Genomic DNA, 17,379 nt, shown 5'->3' with positions numbered 1-17,379 from the left:
TTCCCAGCGTCAGACTCCTATCCGGGCTCGAAGCACCAGGCATCAACGACGTCGGCGGGCGACCACCCCGATTTTCACGCCCGGCATGGGCGTCGCGATAGGGACATCGGAGACTCCTATAGGGACAGCCAGCGTCCACAACAACAGATCTTCGTCAGCGCGGCGTCCGTTCCGCTCGTTTCGTGACTGACCGGCGGGCAGACGCGACTCAGCTCAGGCGGTCGGCGAAATTGCTGCCGAGCCCTGCGAGGCGGTTGCGGGCCTCCGCGTCGCCGTTGAGGCGCCAGCGCAGGAAGTCGGTCGTCGACGTGGCGACCAGGGTGAAGTCCGGGTCGGCCGGGGACATGAACGGGTTGCGGTGGGTGCCGCCGGGCAGGGTCAGGAACGCCTTCGGCCAGGGCACGGCGTCGTACGCGGCACGGCCCTGGTCGATCGTCACCACCTGGTCGCCCATGCCGTGGATGAACAGCATCGCCGCCGGGTCGCCCCGGAACTCCGCCCCGACCTCGCGAGCGCTGCCCGCCAGCACGATCCCGGCCTTGAGCCGCGGGTCCCGCCACTTCCCCAGCGCCCCGACCGTGGTCATGCCGCCGAGCGAGTGCCCACCGGCTGCGATCCGGTCCGGGTCGATCCGCCCGTACAGCGGGTCGCCGTCCTTCGCTGCGCGAGCCAGCACCGCGTCGAGCACGGCAGTGACGTCCTGCGGCTGGTTGAGCAGGTCCATCACGTCGAGTTTCGCGGCCGCGCCGTTGGTGTACGGGAACGTCGGCGCGGCCACCGCGAACCCGGCCACCACCCAGTGCGCGATCAGGTCCGCGTACTCCGACACGTGGCAGGTGTACCCGTGCACGAACAGCACCAGCGGATGCCTGTCCCGCCCCGGCGGCAGGTGGACCTCGGTCGGCAGCGGCCGGTCCGGCCCCCGGGCGAGGTCGAGCCGCACCACCGTCGAGGGCGGGGTCTCCTGCGCCGTCGTCGGCGAGCCGCATCCGGCCAGCATGACGAGTCCCGCAGCGATGATCGCAGTCCGACGGCGCAAGGCGCCCTCCCCGTGGTCGTATGGCGTCCCGCAGGAAAGGACCCGGCAGGTCCCCGCCCCGGTTGCTCCCGCACCACGATCGATCGACACGGGCGTCACCGCGGACGCGGTCGGCAACGGCCTTCCGCCCCGGCCCGGCTGCCGTTATGCTCCCGCACCATGATCTTCTCCCGGAAGCGGCGTCCCGAGCAGTCCGTGGCGATCGCCGCGTTCTGGGCGGCCTGGCCGCAGCTGCGCGCCCGGTCGGAGGCGGCGATCGGCACCGGCGACTTCCCCGACGACCTGGTCGCGGAGGTTTCGGCCAGGGTCAAGGGCATCCACCCCGAGCTGGAATGGGAGTTCAGCAAGGGCCGGGTGTCAGAGCACGCGTTCATCGTCAGCGCGGCCGGCGACACGGCCCTGCGCGCGATCGCGCACCGCTGGCGGCAGGCTGCCCCGGCGGCGGACGCCACCTGGGAGTTCCACGACGCCCGGCAGGCCGAGCCGGAGATGTTCGAGGCCGTGTTCCAGGCCGACGGCCACCGGGTGGAGCTGGCCGAGCTGCGTTACGCCTGGAGCCTCGACGAGCCGCGGTGCGAGTACGACGTGGTGGTCTTCCATGCCGCGTTCGCCGCCATGACGGAGTCGGAGCGGCTGCGGCTGGCATTCCTGTCGCTGGCCTGGCTGCTGGGCGAGGACGCCGTCGAGACGTGGATCGGCGGCATCGACGCCGTCACGCAGCTGCCGGACGGGGCGCTGCCGCCGCAGCGGCTGGCCGCGGCGGTGGCGGAGCTGGCCGGGCAGTACCGGGACGAGACCTGGGTGCTGCTGGGCAGCAGCCCGGACGCCGAGGTCCCGCGCATCGCCACGACCCAGCGGCCCCTGAAGCCGGCCCGCTGGCCGGTGCTGGACACGCACGTCGCGGTCACGCTGGCGTTCCGGGGCCGGGACAACGGCATGCCGGACTCGGATGCGCTAACCGCGTTGCGCGACTTCGAGGACCGGCTGCGCGACGTGCTCGCCGACGCCGCGCTGATCGCCCACGAGACCAGCGACGGGATGCGGACCTTCCACGTGTACGCCGACTCGGCCAGGTTCTCCGCCGACGCCGTCGAGAAGCTGGCCAAGGGCTGGTCCGCGGGCCGGGCGAAGGTCAAGGTCGCCGCGGACCACGGCTGGGAGGGCGTGCGTCACCTGCGCCCGTGAGCGGGGCGGCGCAGGTGCGCAAGGGGTGAGCGGACCGCTCGCGGCGGCCGGACGGGGCGCAGGCGCCGACGGCGGGCTGACCGGTGGCAGCCGGGCGTCCGGTCCACGCCGGTGGAGCGGTCGGTCGTGCTGTCGGGTCCGCGTCCGGGGCGAGCACCGCAACGGCTCCGGAGCTTAGCTTTACGTCGATGCCGTCGGCACCATCACGGCAGTTGCACCGCCCTTCCCTTGCGGCACAACTGATCCGAGGAGTTCGGCCATGGCCGATGACGCGACGCCGATTTTCGACTTCATGCTGGTACGCCCGCCGGAGCTGGCCGCGGACGCGCTGATGCGCCGCCGCTATATCCGCGACGAGCTGCTGACCGGTGACGTCGGCGGCCCGGCCGATGTGGACCTGCGCTCGCCGCAGAGTCCGTCGGCGATCGCGCGGCTGGTGTACCGGAAGGTGTTCTGCGAGCCGCAGAACCCGAGCATGGTCGAGGCGTTGCAGGACCTGCAGCAGGCGGTGCTGGCGACACTGCCGATCTACGTGCCGTTCTGCGGGGACGGCCCGAGCCCGCAGACGGGCAGCCACCCGTCGACGCACCTGCCCAAGCCGTGGGGCTCGGGCGGGCGAGGGTCGACGGACGACGGCGGCGAGCCGACGATGATGATCGGCTCGGACGAGCCGGCCCAGCCCGAGCGGGAGCTGCTGCCGCTGGACCTGGCCGATCTGCAGCGCCACGCGTACGTGACGGTGGCCGGGCACTACATCCTGCTGCCGGACCGGTTCGAGGATCTCGACGGGCCGCTGATCGGGCGGCTGGTGGAGGTGCTGCCGCTGCTGATCGAGGCCGCCGCGCCACCACCGGAGCCGGGCACGCCGCCCGCCGGGGGCGCACCGGTGGGACAGAAGCTGTCCGACCGGCTCAGGACGCTGTTCGACGGGGTGCCGGTGGAGGAGATGGTGTTCGCGGGCAACGGCGCGCACACCGAGGCGTACGCGCAGACCAAGCGGGTGCTGTTCGACGCCCTTTACACGCTGTACGTGCTGCGCCGGTCGGTGGGCTGCAGCTTCGAGTCCGTCATGGACGGGCTGCAGGCGCTGCACGCCCTGGAGGCGGTGGCGATCGACGAGATCTATGCCAGGGGCAAGGCGAACAAGCTGAGCGCGCGCGACCGGGTGGTGCTGCAGCGGCTGGAGCCGGTGTTCCCGGCCCTGCGCCACTGGGCGGGCGGCACCTCGGTGCCCGGGTTCCCGCTGGCGGCGACGGCGGCTGACCTGGCCGAGCACCTGGAGGCGCGACCGGTGGTGCATCTGCTGTTCGCGCGGTTGTTCCACCTGCTGCGGCCGTTCAACGCGATCAAGCCGCTGGGCGTCGGGGACCTGAAGGTCGTCAAGCAGTGGCTGGTGGCCTACCAGGCCGGGGAGATCTCCGACATCCACAACATGATGAAGGGCGAGCACAAGGACCGGGTGCACCGGCGGCTGGAGAAGACCCAGGAGCTGTTCTCGTACAGCTCCAGCGAGTCGTCGGAGACCAGCCGGGACACCCAGTCCGCGGACCGGTTCGAGGTCAAGCGCGAAGCCGAGCAGGTGCTCAAGCAGGACCTCAACGTCAACGCGAGCCTGCGCGCGCAGTACAACTACATGTCCGTGGTGAGTGTGGCCGTCGGAGCCGGGTTCGCTTACAACCGCAACAGCAGCGACCAGCAGAAGGTGGCGCAGAACTTCTCCCGCGAGGTCGTCGACAAGGCCGTGTCGCGGGTGCAGTCGTCGTCGGCGACGCAGCGCTCCACCACGAAGACCTTCGAGACCGAGGAGACCAACACCCACGGTTTCGACAACAAGCAGGGCACCGGCCACGTCTCGGGCATCTACCGCTGGGTGGACAAGCGGTACCGGGCGCAGGTGTTCAACTACGGCAAGCGGTTGATGTTCGAGTTCGTGCTGCCGGAGCCGGCGGCGCTGCTGGTGCAGTCGCGGCTGCGGGCGTACGAGGCGAACCTTGACGTGCCGCGTAAGCCGATCGACCCGACGTCGTTGTTCAAGACGCCCAATATCGGGGTGGCCCGGCCGCAGGACATCGACAAGGCGCAGTTCGAGCGGCTGCGGCTCAAGTACGACCTCGGCGAGCTGGCGTACCCGGTGATGCGCAAGTCGCTGCCGCTGGTGAACATGGAGGGCAAGGCGTTCTTCGCCGAGACGGGCATCCACGGCAACGATGCCTGGTATGCCGCCTCGCACCACTGCAAGCTGGACGCGGTCGGCTACGCGGTGGAGCGGATGCGGTTCACGACCCGGATCGGCTTCTCCGACCAGAACGCCGACGACCCGAGGACTCCGCAGGACCGCAACATCGTGCGGATCGCGCTGGACGGCACGACCGTGTGGGAGCAGCAGTTCGCCACGCAGTGGGTGTGGGGCAACAACTTCAGCTGGTCGCCGACGGGCGGGCCGGTGACGCTGACCCGCGACGCGGTGGATCTGACGCTGACGTTCTCCGACGTCAGCGGCTACGAGCTGACGGCCACGGCCGACCTGGTGCTGACCGCCGACGAGCTGCTGCGCTGGCAGACGCAGGTGTTCAAGACCGCGGAGGCGATCGAGCGCAAGGCCGTCGACGACCACAACCGCGAGCTGAAGACGGCGTACGACGCGGACATGACCACGTACCGCAACCGGCTCGGGCAGCTGGAGGCGACGACGGTGCACGAGCTGATCCAGGGGCAGTCCTCGGCGTACAACCAGGACATGATCATGACGGAGCTGCGGCGGCAGTGCCTGGCCATGCTGGCCAAGGAGTTCGACGCCTACGACGGCGACGACCTGCTCACCTCGATGGAGACGATGGGCGAGCGCACCGTCAACGTCGACTACCAGCAGCTGGTCGTCGACGAGTCGGGCGCGCAGCCGGTCGCGCAGTTCAAGCCGCAGCCCCGGCCGGTGCCGTATCCGCTGCCGAACACCGCCGCCGCGCAGATCAAGGGGCGTTACATCCAGTTCCTGGAGCAGGCGTTCGAGTGGAACCGGCTCGGCTACGTGTGCTACCCGTACTTCTGGGCGACCCCGCCGAAGTGGATGGAGCTGCTGGCCCGCAACGACGAGGCCGACCCGGAGTACACCGCGTTCCTGCGCGCGGGCGCGGTGAAGGTGCTGGTCGCGGTGTCCCCGGCGTACGACGACGCGGTGCTGCACTTCCTGGCCACCCGCGAGCCGTGGGAGGGCGGGCCGGGGCCGGTCATCGGCGACCCGCTGTACCTGCCGCTGTTCGAGGAGCTGCACAAGGCGCAGGACGACCGGTACGGCGCGGTGGCCCAGGGCGAGCCGTGGGAGTTCACGCTGCCCACCTCACTGGTGTACCTGCACGGCAGTGAGACGGAGCTGCCCGAGATCGCCCCCGAGCCGTGAGCATTCTGATCACGGCCGAGCCCGCCCGGGCGGACATCTTCACCCCGGGCGGGCCGGACGAGGCTGCCGAGCCGCTGCTGCCCGAGGTGCAGCCGCTGGCCGACAGCCTCATGACGGCGTACCGGGCGCGGGCCGGGCACTACCACGACGCGCTGACCGAGCAGCTGGGGCGGCAGGGCGACGAGCTGCCGATGAGCTTCGTGCCCAGCGTGGTGATGGCCGACGGCGAGCAGATCCCGATCGACGCCGACCTGTTCCAGACCCTGCTGGAGCTGTACCTGGCCGACGGGTGGGCGCCGCTGGTCGCGATCGAGGCCGGGCTGAAGGAGGCGGCCAGGCCGCAGGGCGTGCCGGACCGGCCGAGCGCGGGCACGCCGGCGTTGCCGTGGCTGAAGGCGTACGAGTTCTTCGTGTTCACCCGCAACCTGGTCGCGCTGCTGGTCCGCGAGTCGCTGACGCGCATCGAGCAGCACGCGGCCACCGTCCTGCAGGCGCGCCGGGCCGCGTCGGCGGAGCAGCTCGAACAGGCCATGCGGGGCGTCTTCATGGTCACCGCGGACAAGTCGAAGCCGGTCGGTGTCCCCCGCGGCCCCGGTGCGCCGATCAGCGTGCCGGTGACGGTGTACCACTTCGACAACCGGGCGCTCATGGACGATCTGACCCGGATCATGAACGACGCGGCCAAGCAGCGGGTGGTGCTCGACGGCCTGGTCCGCGACATCGCGCAGACGCAGCAGCAGCGCCGTCAGGCCCAGACGGCGACGCAGAGCGCGCAGGGCGGCAGCGGCGGCCCGGCCGCCTCCGACTCCGCCGCACGCGAGCAGTCGCTGGCCGCCAAGGAGGGCGAGCAGCAGACTCTGCGGCAGGCGGCCGAAGGCATGCTGACGCAGCTCAAGGCGGTCATCGGGCAGCGGGCGCCGCTGGCGCTGCTGGTCGTCGACGGGCTGCGGCCGGGCTTCAAACGCGACGAGCTGGAGGCCAAGCTCGGCCGGGCGCTGTACTCGCTCCGTGACCAGCTCGCCGAGCTGGGCTCGGGCCTGAACCCGGAGCGCAGCTTCACCGGCGAGGTGCTGCGCGGCGTCGCCGTCGGCGAGCAGGCGCAGGTGTCGCTGGTGGAGGTGCAGAACCTGGCGGTGCCCGCCGCAGGGCCCGAGGCCGCGGTCGCCGCTGCGGCGCTGGCCCGCCTGTCCGCCGACAAACACCTGTTCGCGCTGGTCCACGAGCAGACATGGTGGCTGTTGGTGCAGTCCGGGCACGTCGCGCGGGACAGTTTCGACTACGTGGTGCTGCACCACTACCTCGTCGAGCTGGAGCGGCAGACGCAGGCCCTGGAGGCGGGCACGAAGGCGACCGAGGCGGTGCTCCGCACCATCACCATGGTCTCGGCGGCGCTGTCGATCACGCTGCTGGTGACGCCGCTGGCCGAGCTGGTGCCCGCGCTGGCCGGGCTGTCCTACCTGATCGACATGGCGCTGCTGGCGTACCAGATCCATTCCGTGGTGGGGCAGCTGCGGCAGCTGGACGTGATGCTGTCGACGGCGCTGCTGGCCCCGGACGCGTTCGGGCTGGAGCAGCTCGCGCACCTGGGCGACCTGCTGATCGCCCGCGGCGACCTCGGGGCCGGGCTGACCGAGGCGGTGCTGAAGGAACTGCTGCTGGCGATCGCGGGCAGCCGGTGGCGGATCACCCGGCGCGCGCTGATCATGCGCGGCTTCTACGCCGACGTGCAGACGCTGCTCGGCTCCGACGGCTGACGGGGAGGGAACCGTCATGGGCAACCGGGCCGCGACGAAGAAGCTGTCCGCCAAGGAGCGCCTGAAGGCTCGCCAGGCGAGCAACGAGCAGGAGGTCCGGCTGACCGTCAAGGCCGTGCTGCCGCCGCCCGGCGCCCCGCTGGACGTCAAGGGCGCGCTGAAGGCGCTGCACAAGGTCGGCTCGCTGGCGCTGCGGCCCAATATCCGCAAGAAGGTCCTCGCCAAGCTGACCGAGGAGCTGGCCAAGACGCTGCCGCAGACCAGCATCACACCGACCGACCTCGGCGCGAAGGACTTCGCCGACCTGGCCGACCGCATGGTGAAGATGCTCGAACGCGCCGGGTACGCCGAGTACGGCATCGGCGAGCTGCGCCGCAAACGGGCCGGGCTGCGCCACAACTTCGCGGGCGAGCTGTTCGAGCAGCTGGTCCTGAACCACGGGGAACTGCAGGCGATCTTCGCGGGCCTGGCCGACGAGGGGCTGCGCACCGCACTGGACGTGATCACCGCCGAGGAGGCGCTGCGCCAGACGCTGTCCGCGGCCGACTTCGCCAAGAGGACCCGGCTGCTGACCGCCAAGGGTGAACCCGCGCTGCTGGACCTGGCGTCGTTCGTCGACAAGAACGGCCGCGCGCTGGTGTACATCGAGCGGGTCGTGGACCTGCGGACCCGGGTCGGCAACTCGTGGCGCATGTTCACCGACACCGCGTACGTCGTGCGCTTCACGCCCGCCGGCGGCGGCCCGCAGCGGGTGATGATCCTGGTGGAGACCGAGATCAAGTTGCCCGCGGCGGCGCGGGACTTCTCCGGGCAGGTCGCCGAGGCGCAGTTCCGCCACGGCGCCGCCGACGAGATCGAGATGCGGGGCCTGCAGTCCGGGACGAGACACAGCTTCACCCCGGACAACGTGATCTTCGACGTGGGCGGGATCAGCCGCAACGCCGTCACCATCACCCGCCGGCGCACCATGACCGCCGCCTTCCGCTACGTCGAGTACGCCGGTGGCGGCCGCGAGCAGTACACCCGGATCGGTCTGGCGGTGCAGGTCGACGAGCTGCGGCGGCTGATCGCGCTGCTGTTCCGGATCTGAACGGGGCTCAGGTGCGCAGGGTCTGCCGGGGCGAGCGGCCGTACTCCTCCCGGTAGACCGCGGCGAAGCGGCTCAGGCTGGTGAAACCCCAGCGGCGGGCCACCGCGGCCACCGTGTCGCCCCGGGTCGGGTCGGCGTTCTGCAGGTCGCGGTGGGCGCGGGCCAGCCGCACCCGGCGCAGGTACGCCATCGGCGTGCTGTCGGCGTGCCGGGCGAACGCCGCCTGCAGCCCGCGCGAGGAGATCCCGGCCGCCTCGGCGATGTCCTCGACCGTCACCGGCTCGTGCGCGTGCGCGTCGACGAACGCCACCGCACGGCGCAGCGCGGCGGGCGCGACCCGGCCCGGCTCGCCGACGTAGCCGGAGGTGGTGGCGGTGTTCGGGAACGTCGCGATGGCGGTGGTGGCGGCGAGGTCGATCGCGGAGGCGTGCACCAGCGGGTTGGCCAGCGGCGTGTCCGGCGCGTTGAGCATGTGGAACAGGTACGCCATGGTGTCGCGCCAGTGCCGGCCCGCCTCGGCGGACACCGGGCTCATGCCGTCGAAGCGGAAGTCGGCCAGCGCGACGCCGGCGCGGGCCGCGACCCGGGCGACCCGTTCGGCGGGCACGCGCAGCAGGCGCAGGTCGAAGTCGGTCCAGCGGATGGTCAGCGGCATGCCGACCGGGTAGAGGAACGCCTCGCCGCGCATGGGGCGCAGCTCGTCGCGCCCGGCCCGGACGGTGAGGTCGGCGTTCAGCGACACCACGAACATCAGGTACGGCAGCGGGTCGGTGACCGTCTCGACGGTCGCGGTATGCCGCACGCTGTCCATGCCCAGCTCCCCGGCCGTCACCACGTGCTGGCGGAACTGGAAGTCCTGGGCCCCGCCGAACACCCGGTGCCGGTGCTCGACATACGTCTCGCGCAGGGCGTGGTGCGCGACCTCCACGTCCCCGGTCGTGAACTCGCGCGTGCGTATCCGCACTGCAACACCCTCAGTCATGTCACCCATCCCCGGTGCGGCGGCCCGGCCGAGGTGTTCGGTGGGTCGCCTAACCAGGAAACGAGGGTCGGGGGAACGGGGTGTTGCCTGGACCGGGCAGGCGCCTGGATCCGAGGCGGGCTCGCGAACGGGTCAGCCCGCGAGCGCGACCGGCCTGGCGACGGTGACGACGGTGCCGGAGTGCCGGGCCTGCTCCGCGGCGAAGGTGGCCAGGTGCGAGTTGAGCGTCTGCGCCGGGCCGGACAGGATCCGCGCCCGGTCGCCGGTGGCCACCGCGGCGGTGAACGCGTCCATCAGCCCGGCGTCGCCGCCGCCGTGCCCGCCGGCGGCGTCCGCGCCGCCCGCGGTCTGCGGGTCGTGGCTGGTCGCAGCGCCGGTGGTGAAGTCGTGCACGGTCACGCTGACGGCGTCGCAGACCAGCTCACCGCGGGTGCCGAAGACGCGGGTGCGCCGGTGTCCACCGGTGTTGAAGGCGTTCATGGTGAACGACGCGGTCACCCCGCCGTCGAACTCCATCGCGACCACCTGGTGGTCGACGACGTCGTTGTCGCACGCGTACACGCAGCGGCCGTAGGGTCCTTCACGCAAGGCCGCGGTCAGCGCCTCCTCGGTGAAGACCGGGGTGACCACCGACAGCGGCCAGCCGTGGTCGCCGCTTTCCAACCGGTCGCGGTAGAGGCGGGGTGCCGAGTACGGGCAGTCCGGCTCGACGGCGCAGTCCAGGCACCGGTCGGCGGCGTCGGCGGGGCGGTTCTCGGGGCGGAAGTGGCGCAGCCCGCCGAAGCTGGACACGCGGGCGATGTCACGGCCCACGATGTGCTGCAGCCAGTCGATGTCATGGCAGGACTTGGCGAGCAGCATGAAGCTGGACAGGTCCTCGCGCCGCCAGTTGCCGCGCACGAACGAGTGCGCCTGGTGCCAGAAGCCGACCGGCTCGTGGTGCTGCACCGACACCACGTCGCCGATCGCACCGGCGTCGATCAGGTGCTTGACCAGCCGCGTGTACGGCGCATAGCGGAGCACGTGGCACACGGCGAGCATCACGTCGGCCTCGCGTACCGCGTCGACGATGCGCACGCACTCCTGCGCGGTCGGCGCGAGCGGCTTCTCCAGCATGATGTGCAGCCCGCGCCGGGCGGCGGCCACGGCCGGGTCGGCGTGCCCGGCGTCCTGGGTGGCGATGACGACCGCGTCGACCGCGAGGTCCGGGTCGGCCAGCAGGGCCTGCCAGTCGTCGTGCCGGGCGGCCGGGTCGATGCCGTGGGCTGCGACGAAGCGGGCCCGCCGCGCCGGGTCGGGCTCGGCGACGGCGACGAACCGCGCCCGGTCGGGATGGGCCAGGGCCCACCGGGCGTACGCGTTGCCGCGGTCACCCGCGCCGATCAGCGCCAGACGCACAGGGTTCACGGTGGTTCTCCCGCCCGAAGATCAGTTCCCGGTCCCGGCCACTATAGGAACCGTTTACCGGCGACGACAAGCCGTCTGCGGACAGCACTCGGGTCCGGAACGTACACGTCCCGGACCCGATCGTCATCAAAAAGCCGAGATCAGACGCCCTTGCTGAAGGTGTCGCACTGGCGGCCGTCGCCGCTGCGGTAACCGTTGTTGAACCAGTCGCTGCGCTGCTTGGCGGTGCCGTGGGTGAACTTCGACTCGTCGATCGGGCTGCCCGACTTCTCCTGGATCTTGTCGTCGCCGATCGCGGCCGCCGCCTCCAGGGCCTGGTCGATGTCCTGCTGGGTGACCGACTTGAAGATCGCGACGCCCTTGGCGTCCTTGGTCTCCACCGCGTGCTTGGCCCACACCCCGGCCAGGCAGTCAGCCTGCAGCTCCAGCTTCACCGACAGCGCGTTGGCGGCGCCGGGATCACGCTCGGACTGCCGCTGCACGTCCGCCGAGATGCCCAGCAGGTTCTGCAGGTGGTGGCCGTACTCGTGGGCCAGCACGTACGGCTGGGCGAACTGCCCGTCCGCGCCGAAGCGGGTGGCCAGCTCGTCGTAGAACGACAGGTCGATGTACACCAGCTGGTCCGGCGGGCAGTAGAACGGGCCCACCCCGCTGTCGGCCGCGCCGCAACCGGTGTTCACCGCCTGCGAGAAGAACACCGTGTCGGTCTGCTGGTACTGCTCGCCGAACGTCTGCGGCAGCGCGTCGCGCCAGTAGGCCTGGATCGAGTTGATGTACAGCGCGTTGCGGCACTCGGACTTCTCGAGCCGGTCCGGGTTCGCCGTCGAGCAGGTCTCGCTCACGCCCGGCCCGCCGTCCTCGCCGCCGCCGCCGAACATCTGCGGGCCGAGGAACGTGCCGACCAGCGCCAGCCCGATCACGATCAGCGTGCCGACGATGCCGCCGCCGACCGGGATCGGGATGCCGCCGAGCCCACCGCCGCCCACGCCACCGCCGCCCCCGGATCCCCGGGCGTCGGTGACCTGGCTGGTATCGATGTCCGCGTTCTCATTGAGGGTCATGGCGACGCGATACCCCGCCCCGACGGCTCGTTAACCGGTCATGAGCCCGTGCCCATGTCGAGCACCGCGACCCGGCACACCGGCTCGCCCTCGACCACCACGGCGTAGACCTCGCGGTAGCCGGGACCGGCCTCACCGGTGGTGATCCGGAAGAACGGCTGGCCTTCGCCGACCGAGACGAAGTTGTCCGGCAGGTCGACCTCGGCCAGCGAGTTCCACTGGTGCTCGTCGCGGAACGTCGGAGCCACGTCGCTGGTGAACTGCCGGTAGTTCTCCCCCAGCCAGACCGCCGCGGCCCGGGTGCACGAACCGTAGTAGGTGCTCTCGTAGTCGTGGCGGGCCGTGGTGTAGCCGCCGGCCAGCGGGCTGAAGTAGGAGTACTCGTAGGGGTAGATGCGGGCGGAGGCGTACAGGGCCTCGCCCTGGCCGAGCACCGCAGCCCCGATCAGCGCCCAGGCCAGCGCCGTGCGGCCGGAGTCGAACGACTCCCGCGCCCAGCGCACCAGCAGCACCGCGGCCAGCACGATCATGCCGGGCACCACGAACAGGAACTGGCGCATGCTGTTGTACAGCGTCGAGTGCGCCCCGATGATCAGCGCGAGCGGCACCAGGATGTACGCGCCGACCAGCAGCATCCGCCCGTCCAGCCGCTGCCGCCGGACCAGCGCCACGACCGCGGCCACCGCGCCCGCCACGGTCAGCGCGACCACGGGCAGCGGCGAGCCGACCACCAGCCACCAGGGGGCGTAGTACCAGGGCAGCTGGGTCGAGCGGACCATCTCGCCGCCGAACAGGATCTCGTTGTCCCAGTCGTACTTGGCCATCGACTCGACCGAGATCAGCAGCCCGTCGGTCGGGTTGGTCAGCAGGTACGGCCAGAACAGCGACATCACCAGGTAGGCCGTGGTGCCGATGGCGAGGATCGCGGTGACCTGGTTGGTCAGCTCGCTGCGCAGGGCCGCCCCGCGCAGCTTGTACCCGTGACGCGCCCAGAAGCCCAGGCCGACCAGTGCCAGCAGGCCGAACCACAGCAGCGCGTTGACCCGGATCGAACCGGCGAAGCCGATCGCCGCGCCGATCGCGGCCAGCTCCAGCACCTCGAACCGGCGGTCGGGCGAGTTCCAGCGCCGCATCAACCGCAGCACCAGCCACAGCACCAGCACCATCGCCACGGCCAGCGGGATGTCCTTGGAGTTGTTCATCATCTGGCCGGTGTAGCGCGGGTACAGCGCGAGGCCGACCGCGGCGGCCAGGCCCGCCCACGCGCCGAGGCGGCCGCGCCCGGCCAGCTCCCGGGCCGCCAGCGCGGTGATCAGCATGCCGAGCACGCCGAACAGCCCGTTGACAATGGTGCGGGTGTTCCACACCTCGCCGGTCAGGTACTGGAAGAACGCCACGACCAGCTCGAACCCGGCGCCGTGTTGGGGCATGTGGATGTAGTCCGGGAAGTCCAGGAATGAGCGGTCGGCGGTGCCGGACAGGTAGAACTTCAGCACCCGGGCGCCGTAGTCGTCCTGCATGTACTCGTCGTAGGTGCGGCCGTGGAACCGGCCCTGCGCGATGGTGAACCAGCTCATCACCAGCAGCAGGGCGCCCAGCAGCAGGTGCGGCAGCCGCTCGTGCCACCAGGGGGCGGCAGGGGAGTCGGCGGGCTCTGGGGCGTCGTCCGGGCTCGTGGTCACCGGCTCGACGTCGACATCGGACACGAAGCTGCTCCTGAGGTATGGGAACGGGCGGGCGGCCGGGCCGCGACCAGCGGGCCCCGGACACCCGGGTCGAGCCAACCATGCCGCCCGGATCGACAGGGTTGCCCCGCAAGATTGTCGCCCAGCCTGCCGCCGAGCACCAGCCGCGCGGGCCCGCGTCCCCCGGCGACGTCACCGATGATCTCGGCGGGGCCGGTGCGCGCTGCTCAGCCCGGCAGCTTCCCGCCCAGCAGCCGGACCGTGAACCCGTCCGGCTCGCGCTGCAGGGAGACGTACGCGCAGACCTGGTGGGCCAGCCACAGACCCCAGCCGCCGGGGCTCGTGCCGGGCACCAAACCGACGAGCGGGTCGGCCGGGCCGGGCCCGTGATCGGTGACCGTGACCACGACGCGGCCCGGGGTCGCCCACAGCCGCAGCAGCACCGGCGGCCGTCCGTGCAGCACGGCGTTGGTGACCGTCTCCGTGGTCGCCAGCAGCAGGCCGCTGAGATCGTTGTCGGGCAGCCCGGCGGTCGCCTGCACCGCGACGAGCGCGCCCCGGGCCTGGGCGGTGCTCGGCCCGGTCAGCTCGATCGCGGGCGCGGCGTCCTCCAGCGGGTCGCGCCACGGGGTCACCCCGGCGGCCAGCACCGCGAACGGGTCCTGGAAGGCGAGGTTGGCGGTGTGGCCCAGGGGCGTCGCGATGTGCGGGTGGGTCCGGCGCACGTGGTCGAGCACCTCGTCGGGCGCGGTCCGGGTGTCGTACGGGCACAGCCCCCACATGGGGAAGTCGTCGTAGGCGTGGTTCACCGCGGCCTCGTACCGCGCCCACCACTCCCAGGGCACGCCCACGCCCGGATGCGGCACGTCGCCCGCGACCCGGATCTGGGCGGCTCCGGCCGCCACGTGCTCGGCCATCATCTCCCGGTACCGCTTGATCGCCCCGGCGGGCCGCTGGTACTGCGCGTCGCCCCGGACGAAGGTCACTCCGCAGTCGGCGCCCATCGCGTCGCGGATCAGCAGTTCGTTGGGTTCGCCGAAGACCGCCAGGGTGGGCTCGCCCGCGGCCACGCCGTCCCGGAGGAAGGGCACGACGACCGAGAGGAATTCCTCGTCGGATGCGTAGAACGCCGTCTCGTGGAAGAAGCCGCGGTGGTCTGCGGCCGCGCCGGTTCTCATGGCGACCGCTTCCGCATCCTGACCTCCCTGCACGTCGGGCAGGTACCCCCTGACGCGTCCGCCCAACCTAGCACAGGCACGTGAGTTCGATTCCGGTTCGAGATCACGCCCGGAACAGCCGCGCGTCAGGCCGGCGGTTCGCCGCTGAGGTGCGCGTACACCCCGGCGACCTGGAGCACGCGCAGCGCCATCCCGGCCGTGTTGACCAGGCGCAGGCCCCGCCCGGCCCCGACCGCGTCGTTGCGGGCGCGCACGAAGGCCCGGATCCCGGAGGAGTCGATGAACGTCACCGCGGCCATGTCCACCTCGACCGGCAGGCCGGGGTGCGCAGACGCCGCCGAGGCCAGCCAGCCGTGCAGGTCGTCGGCCACGGCCAGATCGACCTCACCGGCCAGCGCGACGCGCACCACGCCGTCCGCGGCGACGACGTGGTGGCTCAGCTGGGGTGGTGGCACGCTCACGCGAAGCTTTGTAGCACACGTGCCCCCGGGGCGTCTCCTGGTGGGCGGGCTCAGCCGCCGACGTGGATGCCGGGCCGGCGGGCCGGCTCGGCGTCGCGCTCGCGCAGGATCTCCCGGACCACGGGCGGGGTGTCGCCGCGGCCGAGGAACAGGTATCGCAGCAGGTGGGTGAGCGGCGAGCCCTCCGACCACTCGAAGTAGCAGTGCGGGCGCACGCCGGTCGTGTCGCGTAGCGCGAGCAGGATCGCGGCGATGGCGTTCGGCGCGGCCGGGGCCGAGGCCCGCAGCACCCGGTACTCGCCGACCTGCACGCCCTTGACCTGGAGCACGTCGGCGAACATCGACGGGTCCACCACGTCGATCTCCAGGAACAGCACGTCGGCGCGGCCCGGGACGGGGTTCATGCCGCGCTGCTCGGCCTCCTTGCCGGCGTACTCCGCGACGTCGCCCGCCTGGCGGCGGTTCGCGATCAGGTTCAGCTGCCCGTCGTAGGCGATCGAGTCGGTGACGTACTGCCGGGCGCGGGTGTCGAACTCGATGTGCTTGACCCGCAGCTCGGTGGTGCGCGCGGCCCGGGAGACCAGCGAGATCACCACGATGGCGAGGATGAACAGCGCCGAGATGGCGATGCCGTCGGGCTTCTCCCGGATGTTCTCGCCGAGGGCGTACAGCAGGACCAGCGTGAGCACCGCGAACCCGGCGGCCGCCCAGGTGCGGCGGTAGCGGATCGCGGAGATGGTGACCGCGACGCTGCCGGAGACCATCATCGCCAGGATGCCGGTGGCGTACGCCCCGGCCTGCGCCTCGACGTCGGCCCCGAAGGCGATGGTCACGCCCACGCACACGACCGTGTAGACCAGCACCACGGGACGGACGGCCCGGGCCCACTCCGGCGCCATGCCGTAGGACGGCAGGTACCGCGGCACGATGTTGACCAGGCCCGCCATCGCCGACGCCCCGGCGAACCACAGGATCAGGATGGTGCTGATGTCGTAGACGGTGCCGAAGCCCTCGCCCAGGTGCTCGTGCGCGAGATAAGCCAGGGCCCGGCCGTTGGCCGCCCCGCCGGGCTCGAATTCCTTCGCCGGGATCAGCACCGTGGTGACGAAGCTCGTCAGCAGCAGGTACACCGACATGATCAGCGCGGCGACGGTGAGCAGTTTGCGGGTGTTGCGCACCCGCGACGCCATCCGCGCACGGCCGTCGGAGCCGTCGGCGGCGACCAGCGGCATCATGCTCACGCCGGTCTCGAAGCCGGACAGGCCCAGCACCAGCAGCGGGAACGCCAGCACCGCCGGGCCGAGCATGCCCCCGAAGCCCCGGCCGCCGGTCGTCAGCGCATCGGTCCAGGACGACCACGCGCCGGGCGTGGTGAACACCTCGACCAGGCCGTACACCGCGATCACGGCGTTGAGGCCGAGGAACACGGCGACCAGGGGGATCGCGACGCCGACGGCCTCGCTGAAGCCGAGCAGGAACACCCCGCCCAGGATGAGCAGCAGGACCACCGTGATGGTGACGGCGTGCCCCTCCAGGAAGTGCGGGGCGAGCGGGTTCTCCAGCAGGTGCACCGAGGCGTCGGCGGCCGACAGGGTGATCGTGATGATCCACGAGGTGGCCACGAAGCCGAGCAGCACCAGCACGAACGCCTTGCCGCGCCAGAACGGCAGCAGGTCCTCCAGCATCGCCACCGAGCCCTGCCCGTGCGGGCTCTCCTTGGCCACCCGCCGGTACATCGGCAGCATGCCCAGCAGTGTCAGCGCCACGATCAGCAGCGTTGCCAGCGGCGACAGCGCGCCGGCCGCGGTCGCCGCGATCGCGGGCAGGTAGGCCAGCGTGGAGAAGTAGTCGACGCCGGTCAGGCACATCACCTTCCACCAGGCCTGCGGCTTGGCGTGGCTCTCGTCGGCCTCCGGCCCGACCGGCTGCACCTGGTGCTGCAGCAGCCAGCCGCCGAGCCGCCCGGCGGGCGTCGGCGCGCCCGCGGGGCTGTCCACGACTGCGGGAATGGCGTACTCCACGGCCTCGCCGGTGGTGGTGTCGCTGCTCATGACCTTCTCTTACCCGGGGTGCGAACCTGACTCGCGAACACGGGACACCTTAGGCCCGCCGGTCACGCCGCGTGCACCCGGCCGAGGGCGGT

General features: G+C 71.6%; 12 protein-coding genes. 4 read left to right on the top strand and 8 right to left on the bottom strand.

The window, feature by feature from the left end:
• Window positions 1–208 precede the first annotated feature (208 nt).
• Window positions 209–1,039, bottom strand: coding sequence for an alpha/beta hydrolase family protein (locus F6W97_RS28030; RefSeq protein WP_155373495.1), 831 nt, complete (start codon window positions 1,037–1,039; stop codon window positions 209–211).
• Between the two features lie 159 nt (window positions 1,040–1,198).
• On the opposite strand from F6W97_RS28030, the gene F6W97_RS28025 reads away from it, so the two are divergent.
• The 4 genes from F6W97_RS28025 to F6W97_RS28010 all read left to right on the top strand — a co-directional run bounded on the left by F6W97_RS28025 (window position 1,199) and on the right by F6W97_RS28010 (window position 8,462).
• Window positions 1,199–2,224, top strand: coding sequence for a DUF695 domain-containing protein (locus F6W97_RS28025; protein ID WP_155373494.1), 1,026 nt, complete (start codon window positions 1,199–1,201; stop codon window positions 2,222–2,224).
• A gap of 259 nt (window positions 2,225–2,483) precedes the next feature.
• Entirely contained in the window at window positions 2,484–5,618 is a 3,135-nt protein-coding gene (locus tag F6W97_RS28020) for a hypothetical protein (RefSeq protein ID WP_155373493.1), read from the top strand.
• Window positions 5,615–7,372: a hypothetical protein gene (locus F6W97_RS28015; protein WP_155373492.1), complete on the top strand. Its 1,758-nt coding sequence runs from the start codon at window positions 5,615–5,617 to the stop codon at window positions 7,370–7,372. Before F6W97_RS28020 ends, F6W97_RS28015 begins: the two co-directional genes overlap by 4 nt.
• A 16-nt stretch (window positions 7,373–7,388) precedes the next feature.
• A complete protein-coding gene (locus tag F6W97_RS28010) occupies window positions 7,389–8,462 on the top strand; it encodes a hypothetical protein (RefSeq protein WP_155373491.1) in 1,074 nt (357 codons plus the stop codon).
• A gap of 7 nt (window positions 8,463–8,469) precedes the next feature.
• Here the strand turns inward: F6W97_RS28010 and F6W97_RS28005 are convergent, their stop codons facing one another.
• The 7 genes from F6W97_RS28005 to F6W97_RS27975 all read right to left on the bottom strand — a co-directional run bounded on the left by F6W97_RS28005 (window position 8,470) and on the right by F6W97_RS27975 (window position 17,287).
• The gene (locus F6W97_RS28005; RefSeq protein ID WP_196279361.1) at window positions 8,470–9,426 is read right to left on the bottom strand and encodes an AraC family transcriptional regulator; all 957 of its coding nucleotides are present in this window, start codon (window positions 9,424–9,426) and stop codon (window positions 8,470–8,472) included.
• A gap of 150 nt (window positions 9,427–9,576) precedes the next feature.
• A complete protein-coding gene (locus tag F6W97_RS28000) occupies window positions 9,577–10,851 on the bottom strand; it encodes a Gfo/Idh/MocA family protein (protein WP_155373489.1) in 1,275 nt (424 codons plus the stop codon).
• A gap of 140 nt (window positions 10,852–10,991) precedes the next feature.
• On the bottom strand, window positions 10,992–11,912 hold the full coding sequence (gene ypfJ / locus F6W97_RS27995; protein WP_155373488.1) for a KPN_02809 family neutral zinc metallopeptidase: 921 nt from the start codon (window positions 11,910–11,912) through the stop codon (window positions 10,992–10,994).
• Between the two features lie 38 nt (window positions 11,913–11,950).
• Window positions 11,951–13,618, bottom strand: coding sequence for a hypothetical protein (locus F6W97_RS27990; RefSeq protein WP_155373487.1), 1,668 nt, complete (start codon window positions 13,616–13,618; stop codon window positions 11,951–11,953).
• A gap of 206 nt (window positions 13,619–13,824) precedes the next feature.
• A complete protein-coding gene (locus tag F6W97_RS27985) occupies window positions 13,825–14,775 on the bottom strand; it encodes a sensor histidine kinase (protein WP_155373486.1) in 951 nt (316 codons plus the stop codon).
• Window positions 14,776–14,900: 125 nt separating this feature from the next.
• Window positions 14,901–15,236 (bottom strand): STAS domain-containing protein, encoded by a 336-nt coding sequence (locus F6W97_RS40250; RefSeq protein ID WP_196279360.1) that lies wholly within the window; start codon window positions 15,234–15,236, stop codon window positions 14,901–14,903.
• A gap of 50 nt (window positions 15,237–15,286) precedes the next feature.
• Entirely contained in the window at window positions 15,287–17,287 is a 2,001-nt protein-coding gene (locus F6W97_RS27975; RefSeq protein WP_155373484.1) for an APC family permease, read from the bottom strand.
• Window positions 17,288–17,379: the final 92 nt, after the last annotated feature.

The sequence above is a fragment of the Catellatospora vulcania genome (assembly GCF_009720385.1).
Taxonomy (GTDB): domain Bacteria; phylum Actinomycetota; class Actinomycetes; order Mycobacteriales; family Micromonosporaceae; genus Catellatospora; species Catellatospora vulcania.
This window is presented reverse-complemented; position numbering and strand designations above follow the sequence as displayed.